We start from the raw sequence: 24,399 nt of genomic DNA, 5'->3' as shown, positions 1-24,399 counted from the left end.
CGTCAGACTGCTTCGGCTTCGTCCTCGGGCTCGTCATTGGAGACCGATGCCCGCCTCGCCGATTTCATTGCTTCCACGATATCCATGGTCTCCACGGAGACCCGCGTGACCCGGCCGATGAGGTCGATAACCTTCTCCTTGTAGTCGGCGAAGCGATAGGCATTGAACTTCTCGCGAATTGTCGGGTCTTTCGGCGTCTTTTCTTTGTATTGGTCTAGGATCCACTCAATTCCAGAGCGATTGCCGAGGCGGTAGGTGAAGGCGAGGGGCGGGATTCCGGAAAGTGTAGTCTCACTATCGATGCGGATCACCCCACTGTCTGGATCTGCCTTGAGGATTGTCTTTGGAGGGACACCGGCGGCACGTGCCTTCTCGTCTGAGACGTCGGTTCTGACTACCGCCCAGGGATCGACGGTTTCATAGCCGATATGCAGACGCATCAGCTGCTCACCCCAGTGGGTCCAAGTCCAAAAGTCCGGGTAGAGGGGAATTCGGGGGAAGTCGCGCTTTAAGTTCTGTGCGTATTTTTCGCGATACAGCGGGTCATGCAGCACGCCGTAAACATAATGGAAAATGTCAGGCTTTTTAATCGTTCTAGACTCATCCCCACCTAGGTCAAGAAGCCCGGACCGCCCGTTCTTCCCGTAGGCTTTATGAAACTGTTTCAGGCCCCAATCACTAATATTGTCAACTCGCTCGCCGTCGGCATTATATCGATAAAGGGGAACCTGTTGGTAAGCATCAATTGATGCACCAAAGTGAATATCCGCCGGCGCAGTAACACCCAAAGCCATAAAATCTGCCCGGCGCCCGACATCACTGAACGCAATCGCGACATTGGTGCCATCGAGCGGGAATATCGATGGCAGTTGATAGAGAGACCAATTCATGTCCGAATCATAGTAGAACCATCGGCTTGTGAAAGGCCGATAACTCGCGCGCGTCATCGAAGTTTTTTTAAATTGTAAGCTGTCCCCGCGTTCCAACTTTCTGCGTGCGTCTTGTGACCACTTAATCCGATAATCAATCTCATCTTCCCAATTTGGCGGAAGCGGACGAGTGACAGATCTCTGCGTTTCGTTGAAAACATCCATGTAATACGTAATTTTTTGTTCGAGATTCGATAGATTAAAATCGTAAACCCAACCATCCCGAAGAGATATCGCTCCATAAGAATTCAGATGAAAGAGCGAATTCTTGTTACTCAATTTAGCATTTGAGCTTAATTTGTTTTTGACGATAGGTAGAAATTGGTCAAATTCATCATTGCCGATAGAAATCCAGCTCGCGTTTTCATCGGGTTCCAGACGCTCCATTTTCAGAGAAGCAAGACTCGAGGATCCTAGGAATGAAAGCTTTTCGCTGGCGGTATCGAACTCCGGCCGGCGGGCATAAAAGATCTTACAGCCCTTCTGCTTGTGCCGTTTGACAAAAAATGAGACGGCCACGCCGGTCTGGATGCCGAAGACATTATGCCTTGTGCCTGATAACTTTGGATTTGCTCGAACATCGCCACCTAGGTCCACGACGTAGATTTCATTAAATTCTTCTGCGACCGTCTTTCGGAATCCATCGAATGTGCGGCTATCGATGAACGACCGGTTGGTAACAAAAGCCAGAACGCCATCATCATGCATGCGGTCGGACGCCCATCGAAAAAAACGCGCATACATGTCGTAGAGCTTAGTCTTATGAGCTCTTGATAGGCGTATGTAGCTGTCCTTGATATGCCTATCGATGTGCGGATATTCGCGATTCTTATTATTGTCGTTTTCGTTTGCTTGGTTTGCGTTGTAGGGCGGATTACCGATTATCACGGAAATCTTGCGTTTGTTCTGTCGCTGCACCCGAACGATGTTCTCATCGGACAAGCCGCCAAATAGATCACCAACGTGTTGACCGGTGCGGATGCCGAGCCCTTCCACGTTATCGAGGGTGTCGACAAAGCAGAGATTTGGAAATTCAGCGAACTGCCCGGAAATGGCGGCGTAAGTTGCTTCGATATTGAGATTGGCGACATAATAAGGGAGGATAGCCACTTCGTTTGCGTGCAGTTCATTTTTGTATTTGTTCGCGAGTTTTTTCGGATCTCCCCGGAAATACTCGAGTAGCTCGCAAATGAAGGTGCCCGTGCCTGTGGCCGGATCGAGGATTTCCACGTGATCGTCGATTAGGTTCCTGCCGAAGTGTTTCTCGCAGAGCCAATCCGCGCCTTCGATCATAAATTTTACGATCTCGTTTGGTGTATATACTACGCCCAAGCGATCCGCCTTCTTGGTGTCGTAGACCTTGTAGAAATTTTCGTAGATCACCTTAAGAAAAGTCTGCTTTTCCGAATGACTGGTAATCTGCGCTGCGTTCGCCCGTATCGCGGCATAGTAAAGCTCGAGGCCCTTTAGTGTCTCCTTTTTCACTGCGCCGGTGAAGAATTTGCCCTCAAGCGCGTAGAGTTCCTTCGCGATGTTGTTTTCGCGGTGAAAATCGCCCTCATTGAACACATTGGCGAAAATTTCCTCGGTTAGGATGTGCTGGATTAACATTTCCCTGACGTCCGCGTCGCCGAGCGTTGGGTTGATTGTATCCTTGCAGGTCTCAAGAAACGTTTTGGCCGCCGCTTGAAAAACTGGGTTGTCCATATAGGCAGCGTTGATTCGGGCGCGAAGCGCATCAAGCACGAAAGGTAGGTAAGTTTTGAACTCCTCAACTGCCTTACGAAACTCGCGGATCTCCGTGCGCTCGTAGGTGAAAAACAGGTTAAGCAGCTTCAGCAGCGCACCGCTATCGGTCATCAAGCAACGAAAGACTTCCTGCCGATCTTGAATCAGCACGGCGGTCTGCGAGTTCTCGAAAATGATATTGTCCTGAGGATAGCCCTTGGCGAGCTTCTTGCGGATCTCGACATCAAGGTCGTCGGCTGTATCTTTGGCTTCCCAATAGCCGAAGGGTAGCCCGAGGCTGTGGAAGATCGTGCCATCAGGACGGATGCGCGATTTCTGCGCCGATGCAAATTCGTATTGCGCGGCAAATTGCCAGTTGAGCTGGCGCGACCACGTTTTCAGGAGATCCTTAAAGGCTTCCGATATAACGCCTTCGGTGACCGAGCCGGAAAATTTGCGCAAGCGGTCAATTTCATTCAAATATTGATTAATTAGCTGCTGACTCATGGTTCCCCCATGAGCGGAACTTACCGGCATAGTTCATCTTTCGGTAGTGCCTTTTGCGAATTAGGCAGCGGTAAGATTTCGAAGTTTCTCATCGCGGAGCCACGCGACCCAACGATGAAGGAACGCCTGGAAATGCTCCTCGCTCACCCGGAGCAATCTTAGATCTTTATTCTTAGGCGTATGGCTGGGACATGGGCCATCACGTTTGTCGCAGATATATCTGGTCCTCTCCGGGCGGGCGCTCACAAAGCAAAGCATCCGGGCTTCGCCTGCTGTAGCTTCCCCATGTTCGTCCAAATAGATAATGCCACCATGGGACAGAGCGTTTCGAAGACAACGAAGAAAGAGCTGAAAACCCATCTCCTGTGCTGCGGTTGCGGCCTCAGGCGTGTTTAGCTTACGCGCCAAGACGCCGGGCATGCCTCTAGCCATGTTGAAAGGCGGAATGCCCTCGAGGAAGTGCCAATCTAACGCGGCAAAGGCGGGATAGTCGGATAGCCTTCTGTTTACGATGGCCTCGCTTACTCGCTTCGCAAGCTCAGGAGCCAAATGTCGATCATCGGCATATCCTTCATCTAACCCTAGGTGTTTTTCGATCCGTTCGATTGGCAATGATAGCATAGGAGTGGCAAGGGCAAGCGTGAGAGTAGTTGTCAGCGCACCTTGATAGCGATCCATCTGCCGGCTGTTCTGCCGCACGTTGGGAAGGAGAGATGTCAATAGGTCCAGGCAACGTTCCGGAACCTCGAGACTATAATTGTTCGGCAAACCCATGATCAGTTCCTCTGTCCTTAGAGCCTTCTAATCAAGCTTGCGCAGAGAGGAAATGGTTTTCAGGTTAGGCACAGTGCGGCCACAGATGATCCTCATTAATTGTGTTTGCTGGCTCACGAGTAGGAAGACCCTTCTATGTAGCCCACCGCGCCGAACAAGCGCCGACCAGACCGCGGAGAGGTGGCAGAGTGGTCGAATGCACCGCACTCGAAATGCGGCATACCTGCAAGGGTATCGTGGGTTCAAATCCCACCCTCTCCGCCATTGGATCCCTTGTGTTCCAAGGTTTTCCCGCAGCCTCTGGTTTTCGTCAAGCTTTGATCGTCGCCCAAATTGGCTAGGGCCACATTCTCGGCACGACCTAGTATTTGCCGCGCATCCCAATATTCAGGATCTACCGGCTGGCGATGTCTGGCCGCATGTAAGCGAATGTTCGCTAGTTTAACATGAGGCTCAGACGTGTTAAGAAAATGCGTTTTTTTTAACTCATTGAGTCGCACATGTTAAAGCCGACCTACTCCTTGCCAGATCTTTCTAAACTCTCCGACTTGGAGACCATTGAGGTATTGAAAGCACTCGCCTCCGCGAACAGATCGCTCGCTGAGCTGAAAGGGCGAGCGGCTGCGATACCGAACCAAGGTATCCTGATCGATACCCTGGCACTACAAGAAGCGAAGGCCAGCTCAGAAATCGAAAATATCGTCACGACGCAGGATGAACTCTTTCAAGCGGAGCTATTTCCGGAAGGTCCAGAGTCTCCAGCAGCAAAAGAGGTCTCCCTATATCGCGATGCGCTTAAGTATGGCTTCGATAAACTCACCCAGTTTGAGGGTCTGCTGCCCAATTCAACTATCGTCGGCATGTTCCGTCTCCTCAAGCAGCGGGACGATGGTTTCAGGCAAACTCCAGGCACTGCGCTGAGGAACGATCGGACGGGCGAGATTGTCTATATCCCGCCACAAGATCAGCGAGAGATTGCTTTCGCTATGGATGCCTTAGAGCGGTTCATCAATGACGATCGGTTGTCACCGCTTGACCCGCTCATCAAGATGGCGCTGGTGCATCATCAGTTTGAGAGCATACATCCGTTTCCGGATGGAAACGGCCGCATAGGGCGTATTTTGAATGTGCTCTATCTGACACGCGCCAATCTGCTCGAAACCCCTATTCTCTATCTTAGCCGGGCAATCAATAACTCGAAGGGCGAGTATTATCGGCTGCTTCAACATGTGCGCGACACCGCCGACTGGGAAGGTTGGCTGGTTTACATGCTCAAAGCTGTTGATGAGACAGCAAAGACAACTCTCGATCTCATCGAAAACATTCGCGAGCAGATATCGACAACCAAGCGAAGACTCCGGGAAGAGTTCCCGAAGCTATATTCGCAGGATCTTTTGAATAACCTATTCAGGCATCCTTACACGCGGATCGACTATGTGCAGCAAGAGTTAAATGTCACTCGACAGACTGCTGCTCGCTACCTTGATACGTTGGCGGACGCAGGTTTTGTTAGCAAACATCAAAGCGGCAGAAACAATTACTATATCAACGATCGGCTGGTCGCCCTGTTTTTGAAAGTCTCCGAGTAATAGAATACACTCGAGACAGCGGCTTCGGTGAGACATTGATGCCGTTTTGGCGGGCGGCATCGTGGGTTCAAATCCCACCCTCTCCGCCATTGGATCCCATTCGCGACTTTCAATTTGACGCCAAGTTGCTCCGCTGCAGTCGAAGCTGCCCGCTATGAATTCCGCCGGCGCTTTTCGAAGAAAGCGGCAATACCGGCCTGTGCCTCGTCCGTCTCCCAGCTGTCTGCGAGTTGAGAAATCACGCTGTCGATGATCTCGTCCGTGATGGGCGCGGCGAGAGAACGTGCGAGAGCCTTGGCGCGCGCTGCAGCCTGCGGCGAGGCCGCGATGAATTCGTCCGTCTCCTTGTCGACGGCGCGATCGAGATAGGCGGGCGCGACAACGGAAGCAACAAGACCGATCGACTTGGCATAGGCAGCATCAAACGTTCGGCCGGAGACGAAAAGAGAACGCGCAGCAGAGGCGCCGATCCGCGCTACGACATAAGGGCTGATCGTTGCCGGTATCAGGCCGAGCCGGACTTCCGTCAGGCCGAAACGCGCGGCCTCCGAGGCAATTACGGTGTCACAGACGCTAATCAACCCGATACCGCCGCCGAAGGCGCTTCCGTGGACGCAACCGATGAGCGGCTTCGGCATTTCGTTCAACGCCTTGAACATCATCGCCAGCCGTCGCGCCTCGGCGATTCTCTTCGCCCGGCTCGCCTTGAACTGGGCTCTCATCCACTCCAGGTCGCCGCCGGCACAGAAGCTCTTCCCTGCGCCGGCAAGCACGATGGCGCGTACCCTCTTATCCGACCCAAGCACGCTTGCGGCTTCGGTCAACTCGTCGATCATCTCCGCCGACATGGCATTGTGCTTGTCGTCACGGGCAAGCGTAAGCCGCGCAACACCGCGCTCGTCGATCGAGATCATCAGCGTTTCCGCCATTATCCTGCGCTCCTCAGGCTCTGTGCAAAATGGGCAGCCTGTTCCAGCTTCTCTACCGAGAGTCCGGTCCGGTAGCCCTTGCGGGCAAGGAACTGCGCGACAGCCAAGGTATCAACGTTCCCCTTCGCGCCGGGGGCATAGGGACAGCCGCCCAATCCGCCCACCGACGCATCGAAAACCCGCAGCCCGTGCTTCAACGAAACCTCGATATTATCGAGAGCCCAGCCGTCGGTGTCATGGAAATGACCGGCAAGCATTGTCGCCGGTGCATAGGAAAGGACCGTCACCAGCATCTGATCGACCTCCTCCGGACGTCCTCGGCCGATCGTATCGCCGAGGCTGATCTCGTAGCAGCCCAATGCATGCAGGCTCTCGACGACCAGCGCCGCCGCATCCGGCGAGACGGCCCCCTCATACGGGCATTCGACCACGCAGCTGACATAGCCGCGCATGGGGACACCGCGCGCATGGCTTGCGTCTGCAACCGGCTTGAAACGTTCGATGCTCTCGGCGATGGAGCAGTTGATATTCTGCTGCGAGAAGCTCTCCGAGGCGGAAGCGAAGATCGCGACTTCGTCCGCGCCCGCCGCCATCGCGGCCTCGAACCCTTTCATATTCGGTGTCAGAACGGCATAGCGGACCCCCGGCCTTCGCTTGATACCTGCCATCACCTCGGCGGCGTCGGCAAGCTGCGGCACCCACTTCGGGCTGACAAAGCTTGTCGCCTCGATCCGCTCGAAACCACATTCGGAGATCATGTCGATCAGAGCGATCTTCGTCGCCGTCGGGATCAGATCCTTCTCGTTCTGAAGGCCATCACGCGGAGCCATCTCAACGATCGAGACATCCCGCGGCAGCAGTGACGATTCTCCGGGCTGCACAATCACGTCTCCTCTACCCGGAGCGTCAGAAGCACCGCGCCTTCATCAACCTGCTGTCCTTCACTCACCTCAACGGCTTCCACCGTCCCATCGCGGGCCGCAACGAGCGTCAGTTCCATCTTCATCGCTTCCATGACGACAAGCGCATCGCCCTTGGAGACTTCCGCCCCCGAACTCGTGCGCACGATCTTCACAAAGCCCGGCATCGGCGCGATCAACCTGTTGCCGTCAGCCACATCAGCCGCACTGAAATCGAGCGGGTTGCCAAGGTGGAACACATGCGTTCTGTGGTCCACGCTGACCACCATGTGATGCGCCGCCACGCTCGCCTTGACCTGCACCTGTCGGCCATCGACCTCCGCCCTGCAGCCATCATCCTGCCGGCTGACGATCTTCACTGGAATGACTCGTCGGCCATCATGCACGGCAAAGAAATCGAAGCCCTTGGCGGCAACTCGCAGCGTTGAATGCCCACCTTCGTAGGTTAGCACGACGATACGCTGCATTTCGCTCCAGAGCTGCCAGTGCCCCAGCGTCAGCCATGGATCGCCATCCGACGATTGCGTAAGCGCGCCCAGCGACAGGACGGCGGCAAGCGCAACGACGGTGTCGACTGCCGGCTCGATGGCGGTCAGCGATTGCAGATTGCGATCGATCAGCCCGGTATCCGGGTGCCCAGCGGAAAATTCTTCCTGTGCGCTCAGCCTGGCGAGAAAATCGAGATTGGTGGTGACGCCGATGATATGCGAGCTCTGCAAGGCCCTGGTCAGTCGCAACAGCGCGACACTGCGACTGGGCCCGTGCACGACCATCTTCGCGATCAGAGGATCGTAGTGGGCGGAGACCGTGTCGCCGGGACGGATCCCGGCATCGATCCGCGCCGTAACGTCAGGAAAGTCTAGATGCCTGATCGTACCCGTTGCGGGCAGGAAACCTTTGGCCGCATCCTCGGCATAAATTCGCGCCTCGAAGGCCCAGCCGTAGATTTCGAGCTCCGACTGCTTCTTCGGCAGGGGCTCGCCGGCGGCTACGCGCAATTGCCACTCGACCAGATCAACCCCAGTGATTGCCTCAGTGACGGCATGCTCGACCTGAAGGCGGGTATTCATCTCCATGAAATAGAAGCGATCCGGCCAGAGGCCGTTTGACACATCCGCAATGAACTCCACGGTGCCGGCACCGCGATAGGAGATGGCACGCGCCGCGCGCACGGCCGCCTCGCCCATCGCACGGCGCATTTCCGGCGTCATGCCCGGAGCCGGCGCCTCCTCGATCACCTTCTGATGGCGGCGCTGGAGCGAGCAATCGCGCTCGAAAAGATGAACAACGTTGCCATGCCGATCCCCGAAGATCTGAACTTCGATGTGGCGTGGCCGAACGAGATACCGCTCGATCAACACGGCGTCGTCGCCAAAGGCAGCCTTCGCCTCACGCCGCGCGGCGGCGAGCGCCTCGGGAAATTCCTCTTCGCTGTCGACACGGCGCATGCCCTTGCCGCCGCCGCCAGCGCGGGCCTTGATCAGGACGGGGTAGCCGATCAAGGTCGCCTGATCGGCCAGAAACCCGTCATTCTGTTCCTCGCCGTGATAACCCGGGACAACGGGCACTCCCGACTGGTCCATCAACGCCTTTGCCGCATCCTTTAATCCCATGGCGCGAATGGAAGATGGCTGCGGCCCAATAAAGACGATGCCTGCCGCCTCGACGGCTGCTGCAAAATCGGCATTCTCGGATAGAAACCCGTAACCGGGATGAATGGCTTCGGCGCCAGTCCTTTCCGCCGCGGCCAGAATCCGCTCGATAGAGAGATAGCTTTCCTGCGCGCTGGCAGGCCCCAGACGGACAGCCTCATCAGCCATTTCTGCATGTAGCGCGCCGACATCGGCATCCGAATAGACTGCCACAGTGGCAATCCCCATGCGCCTGGCAGTTCGGATCACCCGGCAAGCAATCTCGCCACGGTTTGCGATGAGAATTTTCTGGAACATCGCTACCTCACATCCGGAACAGGCCGAAGCGCGTGTCTTCAATCGGTGCATTCAGCGCCGCAGACAGCGAGAGACCGAGCACATCTCGGCTCTTGGCCGGATCGATCACCCCGTCATCCCAAAGGCGCGCCGACGCATAGAGCGGATGGCTCTGTCGTTCGAAGAGATCGAGCACCGGCTGCTTGAAACTAGCCTCCTCCTCCGGCGTCCAAGGGGTGCCGCCACGGGAAAGCGCCTCTCCCCGGACGGTCGCAAGGACACCGGCCGCCTGCTCTCCGCCCATGACCGAGATGCGGCTGTTCGGCCATGTCCAGAGAAAGCGCGGCGAGAAGGCGCGACCCGCCATGCCGTAGTTACCGGCACCGAAGGAACCTCCAACCAGCATCGTCACTTTCGGCACAGCAGTCGTTGCGACCGCGGTCACGAGCTTGGCACCATTCTTGGCGATGCCTTCTGTCTCGTATTTGCGGCCGACCATGAAGCCTGTGATGTTCTGGAGGAAGACGAGCGGTATCCGGCGTTGCGAGCAAAGCTCGACGAAATGAGCACCCTTCAGCGCCGACTCGGAAAACAGCACGCCGTTGTTCGCAACCACGCCCACGGGGATGCCATGGATGTGAGAAAAGCCGCAAATCAACGTCGTTCCATAGCGTGCTTTGAACTCGTCAAAACGGGAACCATCGACGAGACGCGCAATCACCTCGCGCACATCGTAAGGGACGCGCAGGTCGGCAGGGACAATACCGGCGATTTCCGCCGGATCGAAGAGCGGCGCTTCGACCGGCTGACGCTCGACGCCACCCGAGTTGGACCGATTGAGGTTGGCGACAGCGCGTCGAGCCAATGCCAGCGCTTGTGCATCGTCACGAGCGAGATGGTCTGCAACGCCGGAGAGCCTTGTGTGCACGTCGCCGCCGCCGAGGTCCTCTGCCGAGACGACTTCGCCGGTCGCAGCCTTCACCAGCGGAGGGCCGGCAAGGAAGATGGTGCCTTGCCCCTCAACGATGATCGCCTCATCGGACATGGCCGGCACATAGGCACCGCCCGCCGTGCACGAGCCCATGACCACCGCAATCTGCGGAATGCCCGCCGCAGACATGTTCGCCTGATTGTAGAAAATCCGACCGAAATGATCTCGATCCGGAAACACCTCGTCCTGGTTCGGCAGATTCGCACCGCCCGAATCCACGAGGTAGATGCAGGGCAGATTGTTCTGTACGGCGATCTCCTGCGCGCGCAGATGCTTCTTCACCGTCATCGGATAGTAAGTGCCGCCTTTCACCGTCGCATCGTTGCAGACAATCATGCAATCGCGGCCCGAAACGCGACCGATGCCGGTTATCAGGCCAGCGCCGGGCGCCTCGTTGCCATACATGCCGTGAGCCGCGGTCAATCCAATCTCGAGAAACGGTGTCGCCGGATCGAGCAGTCCGGCGATCCGATCCCGCGGCAGCATCTTGCCGCGAGCGACGTGACGCTCACGGGCTGCAGCTCCGCCGCCGTTTGCGGCACTCAAAGCCGCTTCTTCGATGACACGGATCGCTTCGGTCATCGCCGCGCGATTCGTCCTGAAGCTCTCCGAATTCGGCGAAATCTGCGACTTCAAAATCGTCATTCGTCACCAGGATAGGTTATCGGATAAATTCTCTTGTCAAGCCGTCTCCGCGAAAAGCTCGCGGCCGATCAACATGCGCCTTATTTCGGAAGTGCCGGCACCGATCTCGTAGAGCTTTGCGTCGCGCAGCAGCCGGGCCGCAGGATAATCGTTCGTGTAGCCATTGCCCCCGAGCGCCTGGATTGTCTCGAGGGCCAGAAGCGTCGCTTTTTCGGCAGCATAAAGAATACAGCCGGCGGCATCCTTGCGTGTCGTCTCGCCGCGATCGCAGGCGGCCGCCACCGCATAAACATAGGCGCGCGCCGTGTTCATGGTCACATACATGTCGGCGAGCTTGCCCTGCATCAGCTGGAATTCGCCAATCGCCTGACCAAACTGCCTTCTCTCGTGAAGATAGGGCACGACGACATCCATGCAGGCCGCCATGATGCCGATCGGCCCAGCGGAAAGGACGACGCGCTCATAGTCCAGTCCCGACATCAGAACGCGCGCGCCACCACCGACGGTGCCGAGCACATTTGCCTCCGGCACCCCACAATTCTCAAAGATCAGTTCGCAGGTATTGGAACCACGCATGCCAAGCTTGTCGAGCTTGGGCCCGGTCGAGAAGCCCTTGAAGGCCTTCTCGACGAGGAAGGCCGTGATGCCGCGCGGTCCCGCTTCCGGGTCGGTCTTTGCGTAGACCACCAGCACATCGGCGTCCGGACCGTTGGTGATCCACATCTTGTTGCCGTTGAGAACGTAACTGTTACCCTGCTTCTCCGCCCGAAGCTTCATCGAAACGACGTCGGATCCGGCGCCCGGCTCGGACATGGCAAGGGCGCCGACATGTTCACCGGAAATCAGGTTGGGCAGGTACCGCGACTTCTGATCAGCGGTTCCATTCCGGCTGATCTGATTGACGCACAAATTGGAATGAGCGCCGTAGCTGAGTCCAACGGAGGCCGAAGCGCGGCTGATCTCTTCCATCGCGATGCAATGGGCCAGATAACCTAATCCGGCGCCGCCGTAGGCCTCTTCAGCTGTGATCCCGAGCAGCCCCATGTCACCCATCTCGCGCCAGAGCGGCGTTGGAAAACTGTTGCTGCTGTCGGTCTCGGCAGCGAGCGGTGCGATGCGCTCCGTCGCGAAACGTCGAACGCTGTCGCGGAGCGCCTCGATCTCGTCCGCCAGACCAAATCTCAAACCACCGGAATACATGCCTTCCCTCCCAAGTCCGGCGCGCGCTTACCGCAGCGTCCGGTATGCGTGTGTCGTTATTCTCCCGTCATTGTTTTCACGCGCGTATCTTGTCGGCAGCTCCTCCACCGCCGGTCGGCTCGATAAATTTCGTTGAAGAATGTGAAAATGGCAAGCATTTCCGGTCGGCCGGTTTCTGACCGCCCAGTTTGCTCCGGCGAGTATTCGATAGATCTTCCGCCCGCATCTGCCCTTCCTCCCGAAATAGGCAACGACCTGAATACGCACGGGATGAACAAAAGGATGCTAGCATTGGGCGCGCGGAATTTCTGAACCAAGACGGTTCGTCTTGCGCAAAATATGGAAAGAATTCGTCGCCGGGACGACGCGTTCAACCGCTCAGGGCTATCCGACAAGATCGGCAGCCTAACTGGCGGCCAGCACCGATTGCTATGAGATTAACGCTTGATGGCGCGACCGCTGCGGCTTTCGGCGATTGCCCGCACTTGATGGCGGCGAACCAGCTCGGCCTGTACCTCGGCTTGAAATGTCATGACCTGGGCGCGCACCTCGTCTTCGGAGCAGCCAAGCGACGCCAACTCGTCTGCCAACCGGCGGCACTCTGTCTTCCAGAAGCGCACCGCGTCCTCACCGTGGCGGCGGTCCAGTTCGGCCGCGCACCGATCAATGTCACCGGCGCGCGAGGCGACCGGGAAAAGCACGATCTCGCTTGTCGTCATTGCTTGCAGAGTTTTGTTTGACTGTACTGGCATCGACTCATTCCGTTGCGTTCGACTCATTCCTAGCTGACCATGGTTAACGCTTTCCTCTCCCCATCAGGCAAACGTGCCAGCTCGATCTATCGCGACTCTCACCAGCGGGTTCGGAGCGGGTATTTTGAGCGCTGCCTTCCGCCACAAGCAGGACTTCCGAACCGGCAAAAATGCCGCTAGGCTTCTGCAAGCTGCTTTGTCGGTGCAGCGAGGGGGCTGAAATCGGTGAGAAGTGTGATCGCGAAGCCTGTCGCGGCGGCCATCGTGGTGTTTGCGCGTGCAATTACTGCCGTGCGCGCCATCTGGCCAAATGACGGCATTCCCGAGGGGCAGTGTGTCTATTTCGCCAATCATTCCAGCCACGGCGATTTCATTCTGGTCTGGGCCGTCCTGCCGCCCCGTCTGAGGCGCCGGACGCGCCCCGTTGCCGGCGCGGAATATTGGCTGAAATCATCGATCAACCGTTTCATCGGCCGCGATGTCTTCGACGCAGTGCTTATCGAGCGGGATCGCGAGAAGCGGGCCCGCGACCCGATTGAAGTCATGGCCGAGGTGGTCGATTCCGGATCGTCGCTTATTCTCTTCCCCGAAGGCACTCGCAACCAGACCGATGCTCAGTTGCTGCCATTCAAGAGCGGGCTTTTCCATCTCGCTTCGAGTCGGCCGGACCTTCAGCTCGTGCCGGTCTGGATCAACAATCTCAATCGGGTCATGCCAAAGGGCGAGATTGTTCCGATCCCCCTTATCTGCACCGTGACCTTCGGCAACGCTATGCGAATCGAAGCCGGCGAGAGCAAGGAAAACTTCCTCGACAGGGCGCGCACCGCGCTAATTGATCTTTCACCAAAGCACCCGGGCGGTAACGAATGAATGCAGCAAACTCCGACCTGTGGACGCTTGTTCTTGGTATCTTCACGCTCCTCGTCGTTTCCTCGGCCATTGGCTACCTGCTGCAGCAACGCCTGCCCACCGGTCGGTCGAATGCCGCAATCGAGAACCTGAACGCGCGGATCAAGGCATGGTGGATCATGGTGATCCTGATCGGCCTCGCCTTTCTCGCCGGACGGATCGGCGTGCTCCTCCTTTTTGGTTTCTGCTCTTTCGCGGCATTGCGTGAATTCATTACCCTGACCGACACCAAACGCGCTGATCACTGGGCACTCGCGGCTGCCTTCTTCGTCGTGCTCCCGCTCCAGTATTGGCTGCTGTGGGAGAGGCAATACGGCATCTTCTCGATCTTCATCCCGGTCTACGCGTTCCTCCTAATGCCGATCATCTCCGTATTGCGCGGCGACACCGAGCGTTTCCTGATACGCATCGCCGAGGTGCAATGGGCGCTGATGATCTGTGTATTCTGTGCCTCACACGTTCCGGCATTGTTGACGTTGACGATTCCAGGCTACGAGGGCCGCAACGTTCTCCTGATCGCCTTCCTGGTGATCATCGTGCAGCTTAGCGATGTCCTGCAATATGTCTGGGGCAAGCTGTTCGGTCGCACCAAGATCGCGCCAAGCCTGTCTCCATCGAAGACGGTGGAAGGATTTGTCGGGGGCGTGGCCAGTGCGACACTGATCGGCGCCGCCCTGTGGTGGATCACGCCCTTCACACCGTTTCAGGCCGGGGTCATGGCCTTCGTCATCACGATGATGGGCTTCTTCGGCGGTCTCGTCATGTCGGCGATCAAACGCGACCGCGGCGTCAAGGACTGGGGCCACCTTATCGAAGGCCATGGCGGACTAATCGACCGGCTCGATTCCGTCGTCTTTTCCGCACCGATCTTCTTCCACATTGTCCGCTATTGGTGGTCAGCCACATGATGGCGCCGCTACGCCGGCTCGCCCAAAGCAGTGTGATGCACGTGCTTTTCGCGTTTGTCGCCATGGGAGGCTGGGCGGTCCTCGCCAACAGCAATCACCCGCTGCAGCGAGCCCTGCTGGCCGGCGTTGTGCAAGGCGGACTCTCGGCCTGCCTCACCTTCTTTCTCAAGACGGTGATCGAACGACTCTCGAAGCAGTTCGAAGGCCGCGCCGGTCTATGGGCGCCACCGTTGATCGCCAGCCTTGGCTCTACTACCGTGCTGATCTCGATCCACGCATTAAGCGGTACGCCGGAAATCCTGAAGACCATAGCAGTACCACTGGCCGTCTCGACGAGCTACGCGGCGGTCTACAATTACTTTCTCTATCAAAAGAGGATCGAGGCATGACGGAAACGGGCGATCGCCGGCCGTTGGCAAGCAGGGACACGCAATGGGCAAGGCGCATTGCGCAATGGCTGGCGGCGAGATCGATTACGCCGAACCAGATCTCCCAGGTAAGCATGGTCGCCGCGGCGCTGGCGGGCGGCTCCTTTTGCTTTGCCGGTTCTGAGATCGGATGGGGCCGGGCTCTTCTGCTCGTCCTCGCGGCCGCCCTCTGCCAATTACGACTGCTGTGCAATCTCTTCGATGGCATGGTTGCCGTCGAAGGCGGCAAGGGCGCAGCCGACGGACCGTTCTGGAACGAGTTCCCCGACCGCGTCGCCGACATCCTCATCCTGGCCGGTGTGGGGTTTGGCATCGGATCGCCTGGGCTCGGTTGGGCAGCGGCATCCTTTGCCGTGTTGACAGCCTATGTTCGCGAGCTCGGACGAGCAACGGGAACGCCGAGCGACTTCTCAGGCCCGATGGCAAAGCAACACCGCATGGCGACGATCACCGCCGCAGCCGTTCTCTCAATCCTCGAGCCGCTCTGGAACGGGCACAACCAGGTCCTGCTCGTGGCTCTCTGGCTGATCGCCATCGGTGCCGCATTCACGGCCCTGCGACGTGGCAGAAATGTCGTTCGAAACCTGAAGGCCGGCCACGCCGACAATTGACGCGCTTCGCTCAATCCTTGCCAGCCGTACCAAAATGCCCGAAAGTGCGCTTTGCAGCCGAACAGAGCAGCAATAGAACGATCGCGCCGCTTCTTCTTTTCCCCGAAGCGGCCTTGGACTAGCCTCGCTTCGGCGAGGCATTTTTCTTTTCTCCGCATTTATAAGATTTTTATATCCGCGGCCTGCCGCCAATCTCGAACGCTTATGCGCTTCGGTCGCATATTAACGTCCGAGAGATCCAAGGATCATCTCCACGCCAGAAAGCATGAAAGGTGCCATCCGGTGGACGGCGCCCTTTGTCTTGTCTGACTCCAGAAGAACAACAGGAGTCAAGATCGATGATGGACATAGTTCTACTCGCCACAGCAATCGTATTTTTCGCCCTATGCTTTGCCTACACCAAAGCCTGCGACCGGCTTTGACCGGAGGAAGCGCCATGACCCTCGACTATATTCTGAGCGGTGGCGTCACCGTGTTCCTCACGGTCTACCTCACCTACGCTCTCATTCGCCCCGAGCGTTTTTGACCGTCGCATCCCTTGCGGGAACTACGCGCCAGGCAGAACCAATCGGGTATTGAAAGTTACCTCCCATGACCCTCAACGGATGGCTTCAGATCCTGCTTTACTGCGGGATCATCATCGTGCTCGTCAAACCGCTCGGCGGCTACATGACACGCGTCTTCAGTGGCGAGCGCACGCTTCTCTCACCAGTCCTCGTTCCGATCGAACGAGGGCTCTACGCGCTTGCCGGCACCAGCGAACGCGAAGACCAACACTGGACTTCGTATGCATTTGCGATGCTGATGTTCAACCTCCTCGGCGTCATCGTTCTCTATGCTCTGATGCGCCTGCAGGCCATCCTGCCCTATAACCCGGCAGGCATGGCTGCCGTCGGGCCCGAGCTTTCCTTCAACACTGCTACGAGTTTCGTCAGCAATACCAACTGGCAGAACTACGGCGGCGAAAGCACGATGTCCTATCTTACGCAGATGGCCGGGCTGACTGTGCAGAACTTTGTTTCTGCCGCAACCGGCATGGCGATTGCTATCGGGCTCATACGCGCGTTCTCGCGTGCGTCGGGTAAGGCGATCGGCAACTTCTGGGTCGATATGGTGCGTAGCACGCTCTACATCCTCCTGCCGATCTGCATCGTGTTGACGCTGGTCTATGTCTATCTTGGCGTTCCACAGACCTTGGGCCCCTATGTCGACGCAACGACCCTCGAGGGCGCCAAGCAGACGATCGCCCTCGGCCCTGTCGCCTCGCAACTTGCCATCAAGATGCTCGGCACCAACGGCGGCGGCTTCTTTAACGTCAACTCGGCGCATCCGTTCGAGAACCCCGACAACATCTCGAACATGATCCAGATGGTCTCGATCTTCGCAATCGGCGCCGCCTTCACCAACGTCTTCGGCCGCATGGTCGGCAACCAGCGGCAGGGTTGGGCAATCCTCGCCACCATGGGAATCCTGTTCATCGCCGGTGTGACAGTCACTTACTGGGCTGAAGCCGCGGGCAACCCTCTGATGCATGCCTTTGGTCTGCAGGGCGGCAACATGGAAGGCAAGGAAGTCCGCTTCGGCGTCGCCATGTCATCGCTCTTTGCCGTCATAACAACCGCTGCGTCCTGCGGCGCAGTCAACGCGATGCACGGCAGCTTCACGGCGCTCGGCGGCCTGATCCCGCTCATCAACATGCAGCTTGGCGAAGTCATCGTCGGCGGCGTGGGCGCGGGCTTCTATGGCATCCTGCTCTTCGTCATCATCGCGATCTTCGTCGCTGGGCTGATGGTCGGACGCACGCCGGAATATCTTGGTAAGAAGATCGAAGCCAAGGAGATGAAGATGGCAGTGCTTGCCATTCTTTGCTTGCCGCTTGCGATGCTCGTTTTCACGGCGATCGCCAGCGTCCTGCCGTCCGCTGTTGCCTCGATCGGCACTAGCGGCCCACATGGCTTCTCCGAGATCCTGTATGCTTACACCTCGGCTGCCGCGAACAACGGCTCCGCCTTCGGCGGCCTGACCGGCAACACGCCCTGGTACAACATCACGCTCGGTATCGGCATGCTGATGGGCCGCTTCCTGGTCATCGTTCCGGCACTCGCGATCGCGGGATCGCTCGTTGCCAAGAAGACCGTTCCGGCCTCCGCCGGCACCTTCCCGACGGATGGCCTGCTCTTCGTGGGCCTGCTCACGGGCACGATCCTGATCGTCGGCGGCCTGACTTTCTTCCCGGCGCTGGCGCTTGGCCCGGTCATCGAGCACTTGGTCATGATCGCCGGCCAGACCTTCTGAGGTGAAGCATGATCCTTCGTCACAGGCTTCGCAAATCCTTCAACGCACGTCCCGGTTCGCCGGGACGTGACAGCCAGCGGATGACCCGCGCCTCCGACATCATCCTCGTGATGCTCGCCGGTCTCCTCGTCATCGTCGCGGTCCTTCGGATTCTACACGGCTGATCGCACAACGGTCGCCTTACTCTTTCAAGCTGGAGTCTCTTATGAGCCAGGCAAAATCAGCGAGCATCATGGATTCTCGCATTCTCATTCCGGCCGTGGGCGCCGCTTTTAAAAAGCTCAACCCTCGGGCACTTGCAAGAAACCCGGTCATGTTTGTCGTGGCCACGGTCTCGACGCTGACCACCCTCCTTTTCATCCGCGATCTCGTCACCGGCGGCGAAAGTCTCGGCTTCTCCTTCCAGATCAACCTCTGGCTCTGGTTCACCGTGCTCTTCGCCAACTTCGCCGAAGCAGTCGCCGAAGGGCGAGGCAAGGCACAGGCGGATTCGCTGCGCAAGGCCCGCACCGAGACTCAGGCAAAACTGCTGACGGCCAATAACGGCACCGGCTACCGTCTCGTTCCGGGCACGAGCCTGAAGGTCGGCGATCTCGTCCTCGTCGAGGCTGGCGACATCATTCCCTCCGACGGCGAGGTGGTTGAGGGCGTAGCCTCGGTCAACGAAGCCGCGATCACCGGCGAATCCGCTCCGGTTATCCGCGAGTCCGGCGGCGACCGTTCAGCCGTTACCGGTGGCACGCAGGTCCTGTCCGATTGGATACGCGTCCGCATCAGCGCTGCCGCGGGACACACCTTCCTCGACCGCATGATTTCGCTCGTCGAAGGCGCGGAGCGCCAGAAGACTCCCAACGAAATCGCGCTCAACATCCTGCTCGCAGGCATGACGCTGATTTTCGTTCTGGCAACCGCCACGATCCCGAGCTTTGCAAGCTATGCCGGCGGCTCTATTCCAATTATCATCCTTGTCGCTCTTTTCGTGACACTGATCCCGACCACCATCGGAGCGCTTCTCTCGGCGATCGGCATTGCGGGCATGGACCGTCTCGTGCGCTTCAACGTACTTGCCATGTCTGGCCGCGCAGTTGAAGCAGCTGGTGACGTCGATACGTTGCTCCTTGACAAGACGGGAACGATCACGCTCGGCAACCGTCAGGCGACGACGTTCCGCCCGGTCCGCGGCGTCACCGAACAGGACCTCGCAGACGCGGCACAGCTTGCTTCGCTGGCCGACGAAACGCCGGAAGGCCGCTCGATCGTCGTGCTCGCCAAGGAAAAGTATGGCATCCGCGGCCGCGATATGGCGAGCCTGAAGGCCACGTTCGTGCCATTTACCGCTCAGACCCGCATGAGCGGTGTGGATGTTGAAGGCTCGTCGATCCGCAAGGGCGCTGTCGATGCCGTGCTTGCCTACGTCGGCGCCGCACCGGCACAGGTTTCAGGCAATGCGGTCGTTGCCATTCGCAGCATCACCGAGGTCGTGCGGGAACTGCAGGCGATCGCCGATGAGATCGCCAAGGCAGGCGGTACACCGCTGGCCGTTGCCCGCGATGGACGCCTTCTCGGCATCGTCCAGCTTAAGGACATCGTCAAAGGCGGCATTCGCGAGCGTTTCGCTGAACTGCGCCGGATGGGCATCCGCACGGTGATGATTACAGGCGATAACCCGATGACCGCCGCAGCCATCGCCGCTGAGGCCGGCGTCGATGACTTTCTCGCGCAGGCAACGCCGGAGAACAAGCTGTCCCTCATTCGTGAGGAGCAGGCCAAGGGCAAGCTGGTTGCGATGTGCGGCGATGGCACGAACGACGCCCCCGCCCTCGCCCAGGCTGATGTCGGCGTCGCCATGAACACCGGCACGGTTGCCGCCCGCGAGGCCGGCAACATGGTCGACCTTGACAGCGACCCGACGAAGCTCATCGAAATCGTCGAGATCGGCAAGCAGTTGCTGATGACCCGCGGCGCGCTGACAACCTTCTCGATCGCCAATGACATTGCCAAGTACTTTGCCATTATCCCGGCAATGTTCCTGGCCTTCTATCCGCAGCTCGGTGTGCTGAACATCATGGGCCTGGCGACCCCGCAGAGCGCCATCCTGTCCGCCATCATCTTCAACGCGCTGATCATCGTCGCGCTGATCCCGTTGTCGCTCAAGGGTGTGAAATACCGCGCGATCGGCGCCGGCGCGCTGCTCTCCCGCAACCTACTCATTTACGGCGTCGGCGGCATCATCGTCCCGTTCATCGGCATCAAGGCAATCGACATGGTCATTACGGCCATCGGTCTCGCCTAAGGAGTTGACATCATGTTGAAAGAACTTCGTCCCGCAATCGTCATGATCGTCGCCACCACCGCGATCACCGGTCTGCTCTACCCGCTCGCCATGACAGGCGCCGCGCAAGCGCTTTTTCCGACCCAAGCAAATGGCAGCTTGATCGAGAAGGACGGCACGGTGATCGGCTCGACACTCATCGGCCAAGCGTTCACGAGTGACAAATACTTCCACGGTCGTCCTTCGGCAGCGGGCGATGGATACAACGCCGCCGCGTCGTCCGGCTCGAACCTTGGCCCGACGAGCCAGAAGCTGCTTGATCGCGTGAAGACTGACTATGAAGCAGCAAAGGCCACCAATCCAAATGCTGAGGTCCCGATCGATCTTGTAACGGCCTCCGGCAGCGGCCTCGATCCGCACATCTCGCCTGAGGCCGCTTACTTCCAGATTCCGCGGGTCGCGAAGGCGCGTGGGGTCGACGAAGCCAAACTGAAGGCGATTGTCGATGCCGCTGTCAATAGCCCAGAGCTCGGCATTCTCGGCGAACCCACCGTCAATGTTCTGGCATTGAACCAGTCCCTTGATGCTTCTATGTCTGAGTAAGGTTGGAAGCCCCGGGTGCCTGCGTGCGACCGGGGCTTGCTCATCAGGGAAAGATGACCCGCATGCCGGAAGACAACCGCGACAAGGTTGGCAGGCCCTCGCCCGATGCGCTGCTTGAGAAGGCGCGTCAGGAGACCCGCGGCCGTCTGAAAATCTTCCTCGGTGCCGCGCCAGGAGTAGGCAAGACCTACGAGATGCTGGAGTCGGGCCGTACCAAGATGTCCGATGGCGTCGATGTGGTGATCGGCATCGTCGAGACCCATGGACGCAAGGAAACACAGGCTCTGGTCGACGGCTTCGAAGTCATCCCCCGCGTCAAGATCGATTACAAGGGCCGCCCCCTCGAGGAAATGGATATCGACGCTATCCTCGCACGCCAACCAAGCCTCGTTCTCGTTGACGAACTTGCTCATACGAACGCCGAGGGTAGCCGCCATCCGAAACGCTACCTCGATGTAAAGGAACTGCTCGAGCGCGGCATCGACGTCTACTCTACGCTGAACATTCAACATGTAGAAAGCCTGAACGACGTTGTCTCGCAGATCACCCGCATCCGCGTGCGAGAGACGGTCCCGGATTCGATCATCGACATGGCCGATGACGTCGAGATTATCGATCTAACGCCAGATGATCTGATCAAGCGGTTGCACGACGGAAAAGTCTATGTTCCAAAAACTGCCGAACGGGCTCTGACCAACTATTTCACCCCCGGCAATCTGACGGCGCTGCGCGAACTCGCATTACGCAAAACCGCGCAGCGCGTTGACGACCAGCTTTTGACTCACATGCAAGCGCATGCCATCGCTGGTCCCTGGGCCGCTGGTGAAAGGGTTCTTGTATCTGTCGATCAGCACCCGCGCTCAGCCTCGCTGGTACGCTATGCGTCACGAATGGCCGCTCGACTACGCGCGCCATGGGCGGCGGTGTATGTAGAGACCAACCGATCCATCAGCCTGACGGAATCTGACCGCGACACAATTGCGGCCACACTCCGCCTCGCTGAACAGCTCGGTGGTGAAGCAATCACGATTCCCGGCCGGGAAGTCTCGGAGGAGCTTGTCCGTCACGCCGCGGCCAACAATGTCACGCACATCGTCATCGGCGCCCCCAGCAAGCCGACATGGCGGGACTGGCTTCACCGTTCCATAGCCGACGATCTAATCAGAACATCGGGCAATATCAGCGTCCACGTGATTTCCGGTAGTGAGAAGGAAGGAGCATCCACGCGCGGCGTCAAAGTCGCCCCCTCCTCGCCCGTCTTTAACATCCAGGCGTATCTCTCCGCCACAGCCTATGTGGCAATCGCGCTCATCGCTGGTGTGGTACTTGATCAGGTTCTTGATGTCCGCAACCTCGCCCTCGTATTCCTGATGGCAGTGCTGACTTCAGCGGTGATTCACGGGCTTCGTCCAGCGCTCTACACCTGCATCATCAGCGCACTGTCCTTCAATTTCTTCTTCCTGCCACCACGCTATACGCTGACGATCAGCGATCCGGAGAGCGTGCTTGCACTGTTCTTCTTCCTGGGCGTCGCCGTCATCGCGAGCAACCTGACCGCAACGGTCCAACGCCAGGCAGCGGCGGCCCGCCAGCGCGCCAGGACGACGGAAGACCTCTACCTCTTCTCCAAGAAACTCGCCGGCACCGGCACGCTCGATGACGTTCTCTGGGCCACCGCATTCCAACTGGCGTCGATGCTTAAAGTGCGCGTCGTTCTCCTGCTGCCCGAAGAAGGCAGCATCGCCGTCAAAGCCGGCTATCCGCCGGATGATACGCTCGACGAGGCCGATATTGCTGCTGCGCGCTGGGCGTGGGAGCACAATCACGCAGCCGGCCGCGGCGCCGATACATTGCCGGGCGCCAAGCGCCTCTATGTGCCGCTGCGAACCGGACGCGCCGCCGTTGGCGTGATCGGCCTCGACAATGACCGGCGCGACGGCCCTCTCCTGACACCGGAACAGCAACGTCTTCTCGACGCATTGGCGGACCAGGCGGCCCTTGCGATCGAGCGCATTCAACTCGTGGCGGATGTTGATCGCGCAAGACTTGCTGCTGAGGCGGACCGTTTGCGCTCTGCCTTGCTGACCTCGATCTCGCACGACCTGAAAACGCCGCTCGCGGCTATCCTTGGCGCTGCAGGTACGCTGCGTGACTACCTCGATTCCATGCCGCAGGAAGATCGTGTGGATCTTCTATCGACCGTTGTCGACGAGTCCGAACGGCTCAACCGCTTTATTGCCAACCTGCTGGACATGACGAAAATCGAGTCCGGGGCGATGGAGCCGAACTATGCGCTGCACTATGCCGGCGACATTGCGGGAAGCGCGCTGCGCCGTGCCGAGAAAATTCTCACGCACCACAAGGCCGTCATGACGATTCCGGCGGACCTGCCGATGGTCCGTGTCGATCCTGTGTTGTTCGAACAGGTGCTTTTCAATCTGCTCGATAATGCTGCCAAATATGCGCCGCAAGGGTCATCGATCCTTATCGATGGGTGGACGGACGAATATAATGTCATGATTCAGGTTTCGGACGAGGGACCGGGCATTCCGCCAGCTGACGTGGATCGCGTCTTCGATACATTCTATCGCGTGCGCAAAGGCGACCAGGTTCGCGCGGGGACGGGCCTCGGCCTCTCCATCTGTCGCGGTTTTGTCGAGGCGATGGGTGGAACGATCACTGCCGGAAATCGCTCCGATCGTTCCGGTGCCGTCTTCACCATCCGTCTTCCACGACCAAATGAAATTCCGAAATTGGATGAGCTCAAATGACCGGTTCAGCCGTTAGAATTCTCGTCGTCGACGACGAGCCTCCGATACGCAAGCTGCTTCGCGTCGGTCTCACCGCGCAAGGCTATGAAGTGCACGAGGCGCCGAACGGCGCTGCGGCCCTACAATCGGCGAAGGACGAACCACCTGATCTGATCGTGCTCGACCTCGGCCTGCCGGACAAATCAGGTCACGAACTGTTGAGGGAGTGGAGAGACGCCGGCCTCACCTTGCCGATCGTGATCCTCTCCAGCCGCACAGACGAAACGGGTATCGTCAACGCTCTCGAGGCTGGGGCCGATGACTACCTGACAAAGCCGTTTGGCATGAACGAACTCGGCGCCCGGCTGCGTGTCGCCCTGCGCCATCGATTGCAACAACAGGGCGAGCGGGCGATCTTTCAGGCCGGAGGCCTGTCCATCGACCTCGTCAAGCGCATCGTCAAGATCGATGGCAGGGAGATCAAGCTCTCTCCCAAGGAATACGATATTCTGCGGGTCCTTGCTCAGCACGCCGGGAAGGTCCTGACCCACCAGTTCCTGCTGAAGCAGATCTGGGGACCGGCTGCCGACGTGCAATATTTGCGCGTCTACGTTCGCCAGCTGCGCCAGAAGATCGAACAGAGCCCGGACCAGCCGCAATACATCACGACGGAAACCGGTGTCGGATACAGACTGAAAGAAGCGGATCCACCGCAGGTCTAACCTAGCTAG

The 24,399-nt window shown here is 58.4% G+C and carries 20 protein-coding genes and 1 tRNA gene; 13 read left to right on the top strand and 8 right to left on the bottom strand.

Annotated elements, in window-relative coordinates; genetic code table 11:
- Positions 1-2: 2 nt before the first annotated feature.
- Together FHX09_RS20635 and FHX09_RS20630 are read right to left on the bottom strand one after the other, a co-directional pair.
- On the bottom strand, positions 3-3,164 hold the full coding sequence (locus tag FHX09_RS20635; protein ID WP_184450554.1) for a type ISP restriction/modification enzyme: 3,162 nt from the start codon (positions 3,162-3,164) through the stop codon (positions 3-5).
- A gap of 60 nt (positions 3,165-3,224) precedes the next feature.
- Positions 3,225-3,938 carry a hypothetical protein gene (locus tag FHX09_RS20630; RefSeq protein ID WP_184450553.1) on the bottom strand — a complete coding sequence of 238 codons (714 nt, stop codon included), beginning with the start codon at positions 3,936-3,938 and terminating at the stop codon, positions 3,225-3,227.
- Positions 3,939-4,112: 174 nt separating this feature from the next.
- Here FHX09_RS20630 and FHX09_RS20625 point away from each other — a divergent pair.
- A tRNA-Ser gene (locus tag FHX09_RS20625) sits at positions 4,113-4,202 on the top strand.
- A 236-nt stretch (positions 4,203-4,438) separates the two neighbouring features.
- Positions 4,439-5,527 (top strand): Fic family protein, encoded by a 1,089-nt coding sequence (locus tag FHX09_RS20620; protein ID WP_184450552.1) that lies wholly within the window; start codon positions 4,439-4,441, stop codon positions 5,525-5,527.
- Between the two features lie 152 nt (positions 5,528-5,679).
- On the opposite strand, the gene FHX09_RS20615 is transcribed toward FHX09_RS20620, so the two are convergent.
- The 6 genes from FHX09_RS20615 to FHX09_RS20590 all read right to left on the bottom strand — a co-directional run bounded on the left by FHX09_RS20615 (position 5,680) and on the right by FHX09_RS20590 (position 12,892).
- Positions 5,680-6,456 carry a crotonase/enoyl-CoA hydratase family protein gene (locus FHX09_RS20615; RefSeq protein WP_184450551.1) on the bottom strand — a complete coding sequence of 259 codons (777 nt, stop codon included), beginning with the start codon at positions 6,454-6,456 and terminating at the stop codon, positions 5,680-5,682.
- Complete coding sequence (locus FHX09_RS20610; RefSeq protein ID WP_132588693.1) at positions 6,456-7,343, bottom strand: hydroxymethylglutaryl-CoA lyase; 888 nt, start codon at positions 7,341-7,343, stop codon at positions 6,456-6,458. Before FHX09_RS20610 ends, FHX09_RS20615 begins: the two co-directional genes overlap by 1 nt.
- Positions 7,340-9,325 (bottom strand): acetyl/propionyl/methylcrotonyl-CoA carboxylase subunit alpha, encoded by a 1,986-nt coding sequence (locus tag FHX09_RS20605; RefSeq protein WP_184450550.1) that lies wholly within the window; start codon positions 9,323-9,325, stop codon positions 7,340-7,342. The genes FHX09_RS20610 and FHX09_RS20605 overlap by 4 nt, the downstream gene beginning before the upstream one ends.
- Before the next feature lie 7 nt (positions 9,326-9,332).
- Entirely contained in the window at positions 9,333-10,940 is a 1,608-nt protein-coding gene (locus FHX09_RS20600; RefSeq protein ID WP_007790962.1) for a carboxyl transferase domain-containing protein, read from the bottom strand.
- A gap of 36 nt (positions 10,941-10,976) precedes the next feature.
- Entirely contained in the window at positions 10,977-12,140 is a 1,164-nt protein-coding gene (locus tag FHX09_RS20595; RefSeq protein ID WP_132588695.1) for an isovaleryl-CoA dehydrogenase, read from the bottom strand.
- Positions 12,141-12,577: 437 nt separating this feature from the next.
- Positions 12,578-12,892 (bottom strand): DUF6074 family protein, encoded by a 315-nt coding sequence (locus FHX09_RS20590; RefSeq protein WP_007790957.1) that lies wholly within the window; start codon positions 12,890-12,892, stop codon positions 12,578-12,580.
- Positions 12,893-13,117: 225 nt separating this feature from the next.
- Here FHX09_RS20590 and FHX09_RS20585 point away from each other — a divergent pair, with 225 nt between their 5' ends.
- The 11 genes from FHX09_RS20585 to FHX09_RS20535 all read left to right on the top strand — a co-directional run bounded on the left by FHX09_RS20585 (position 13,118) and on the right by FHX09_RS20535 (position 24,390).
- Positions 13,118-13,762 (top strand): lysophospholipid acyltransferase family protein, encoded by a 645-nt coding sequence (locus tag FHX09_RS20585; RefSeq protein ID WP_132588697.1) that lies wholly within the window; start codon positions 13,118-13,120, stop codon positions 13,760-13,762.
- Entirely contained in the window at positions 13,759-14,709 is a 951-nt protein-coding gene (locus FHX09_RS20580; protein ID WP_132588698.1) for a phosphatidate cytidylyltransferase, read from the top strand. Before FHX09_RS20585 ends, FHX09_RS20580 begins: the two co-directional genes overlap by 4 nt.
- A complete protein-coding gene (locus FHX09_RS20575) occupies positions 14,706-15,098 on the top strand; it encodes a hypothetical protein (RefSeq protein WP_132588699.1) in 393 nt (130 codons plus the stop codon). Before FHX09_RS20580 ends, FHX09_RS20575 begins: the two co-directional genes overlap by 4 nt.
- Positions 15,095-15,748, top strand: coding sequence for a CDP-alcohol phosphatidyltransferase family protein (locus FHX09_RS20570; protein ID WP_007790939.1), 654 nt, complete (start codon positions 15,095-15,097; stop codon positions 15,746-15,748). The genes FHX09_RS20575 and FHX09_RS20570 overlap by 4 nt, the downstream gene beginning before the upstream one ends.
- A gap of 436 nt (positions 15,749-16,184) precedes the next feature.
- On the top strand, positions 16,185-16,274 hold the full coding sequence (kdpF, locus tag FHX09_RS20565) for a K(+)-transporting ATPase subunit F (protein WP_007790938.1): 90 nt from the start codon (positions 16,185-16,187) through the stop codon (positions 16,272-16,274).
- A 65-nt stretch (positions 16,275-16,339) separates the two neighbouring features.
- The gene (gene kdpA / locus FHX09_RS20560; protein ID WP_132588700.1) at positions 16,340-18,043 is read left to right on the top strand and encodes a potassium-transporting ATPase subunit KdpA; all 1,704 of its coding nucleotides are present in this window, start codon (positions 16,340-16,342) and stop codon (positions 18,041-18,043) included.
- Positions 18,044-18,051: 8 nt separating this feature from the next.
- Positions 18,052-18,207, top strand: coding sequence for a hypothetical protein (locus FHX09_RS20555; RefSeq protein ID WP_007790930.1), 156 nt, complete (start codon positions 18,052-18,054; stop codon positions 18,205-18,207).
- Positions 18,208-18,248: 41 nt separating this feature from the next.
- A complete protein-coding gene (kdpB, locus tag FHX09_RS20550) occupies positions 18,249-20,336 on the top strand; it encodes a potassium-transporting ATPase subunit KdpB (protein WP_132588701.1) in 2,088 nt (695 codons plus the stop codon).
- Positions 20,337-20,348: 12 nt separating this feature from the next.
- Positions 20,349-20,918, top strand: coding sequence for a potassium-transporting ATPase subunit KdpC (gene kdpC, locus FHX09_RS20545; protein ID WP_007790924.1), 570 nt, complete (start codon positions 20,349-20,351; stop codon positions 20,916-20,918).
- Positions 20,919-20,980: 62 nt separating this feature from the next.
- The gene (locus FHX09_RS20540; protein WP_132588702.1) at positions 20,981-23,689 is read left to right on the top strand and encodes a sensor histidine kinase KdpD; all 2,709 of its coding nucleotides are present in this window, start codon (positions 20,981-20,983) and stop codon (positions 23,687-23,689) included.
- A complete protein-coding gene (locus FHX09_RS20535; protein ID WP_007790918.1) occupies positions 23,686-24,390 on the top strand; it encodes a response regulator transcription factor in 705 nt (234 codons plus the stop codon). Before FHX09_RS20540 ends, FHX09_RS20535 begins: the two co-directional genes overlap by 4 nt.
- The last annotated feature ends 9 nt before the right edge of the window (positions 24,391-24,399 follow it).

Source organism: Rhizobium sp. BK538 (genome assembly GCF_014197575.1).
Taxonomy (GTDB): domain Bacteria; phylum Pseudomonadota; class Alphaproteobacteria; order Rhizobiales; family Rhizobiaceae; genus Rhizobium.
This window is presented reverse-complemented; position numbering and strand designations above follow the sequence as displayed.

Excerpts from the sequence above, each read along its gene's own strand:
- FHX09_RS20580 (WP_132588698.1), top strand. The coding sequence starts at position 13,759 with ATGAATGCAGCAAACTCCGACCTGTGGACGCTTGTTCTTGGTATCTTC.
- FHX09_RS20620 (WP_184450552.1), top strand. The coding sequence starts at position 4,439 with ATGTTAAAGCCGACCTACTCCTTGCCAGATCTTTCTAAACTCTCCGAC.
- kdpB (WP_132588701.1), top strand. The coding sequence starts at position 18,249 with ATGAGCCAGGCAAAATCAGCGAGCATCATGGATTCTCGCATTCTCATT.
- FHX09_RS20630 (WP_184450553.1), bottom strand. The coding sequence starts at position 3,938 with ATGGGTTTGCCGAACAATTATAGTCTCGAGGTTCCGGAACGTTGCCTG.
- FHX09_RS20540 (WP_132588702.1), top strand. The coding sequence starts at position 20,981 with ATGCCGGAAGACAACCGCGACAAGGTTGGCAGGCCCTCGCCCGATGCG.
- FHX09_RS20555 (WP_007790930.1), top strand. The coding sequence starts at position 18,052 with ATGATCCTTCGTCACAGGCTTCGCAAATCCTTCAACGCACGTCCCGGT.
- FHX09_RS20535 (WP_007790918.1), top strand. The coding sequence starts at position 23,686 with ATGACCGGTTCAGCCGTTAGAATTCTCGTCGTCGACGACGAGCCTCCG.
- kdpC (WP_007790924.1), top strand. The coding sequence starts at position 20,349 with ATGTTGAAAGAACTTCGTCCCGCAATCGTCATGATCGTCGCCACCACC.
- FHX09_RS20595 (WP_132588695.1), bottom strand. The coding sequence starts at position 12,140 with ATGTATTCCGGTGGTTTGAGATTTGGTCTGGCGGACGAGATCGAGGCG.
- FHX09_RS20590 (WP_007790957.1), bottom strand. The coding sequence starts at position 12,892 with ATGCCAGTACAGTCAAACAAAACTCTGCAAGCAATGACGACAAGCGAG.
- kdpA (WP_132588700.1), top strand. The coding sequence starts at position 16,340 with ATGACCCTCAACGGATGGCTTCAGATCCTGCTTTACTGCGGGATCATC.
- kdpF (WP_007790938.1), top strand. The coding sequence starts at position 16,185 with ATGACCCTCGACTATATTCTGAGCGGTGGCGTCACCGTGTTCCTCACG.
- FHX09_RS20635 (WP_184450554.1), bottom strand. The coding sequence starts at position 3,164 with ATGAGTCAGCAGCTAATTAATCAATATTTGAATGAAATTGACCGCTTG.
- FHX09_RS20570 (WP_007790939.1), top strand. The coding sequence starts at position 15,095 with ATGACGGAAACGGGCGATCGCCGGCCGTTGGCAAGCAGGGACACGCAA.
- FHX09_RS20615 (WP_184450551.1), bottom strand. The coding sequence starts at position 6,456 with ATGGCGGAAACGCTGATGATCTCGATCGACGAGCGCGGTGTTGCGCGG.
- FHX09_RS20605 (WP_184450550.1), bottom strand. The coding sequence starts at position 9,325 with ATGTTCCAGAAAATTCTCATCGCAAACCGTGGCGAGATTGCTTGCCGG.
- FHX09_RS20600 (WP_007790962.1), bottom strand. The coding sequence starts at position 10,940 with ATGACGATTTTGAAGTCGCAGATTTCGCCGAATTCGGAGAGCTTCAGG.
- FHX09_RS20575 (WP_132588699.1), top strand. The coding sequence starts at position 14,706 with ATGATGGCGCCGCTACGCCGGCTCGCCCAAAGCAGTGTGATGCACGTG.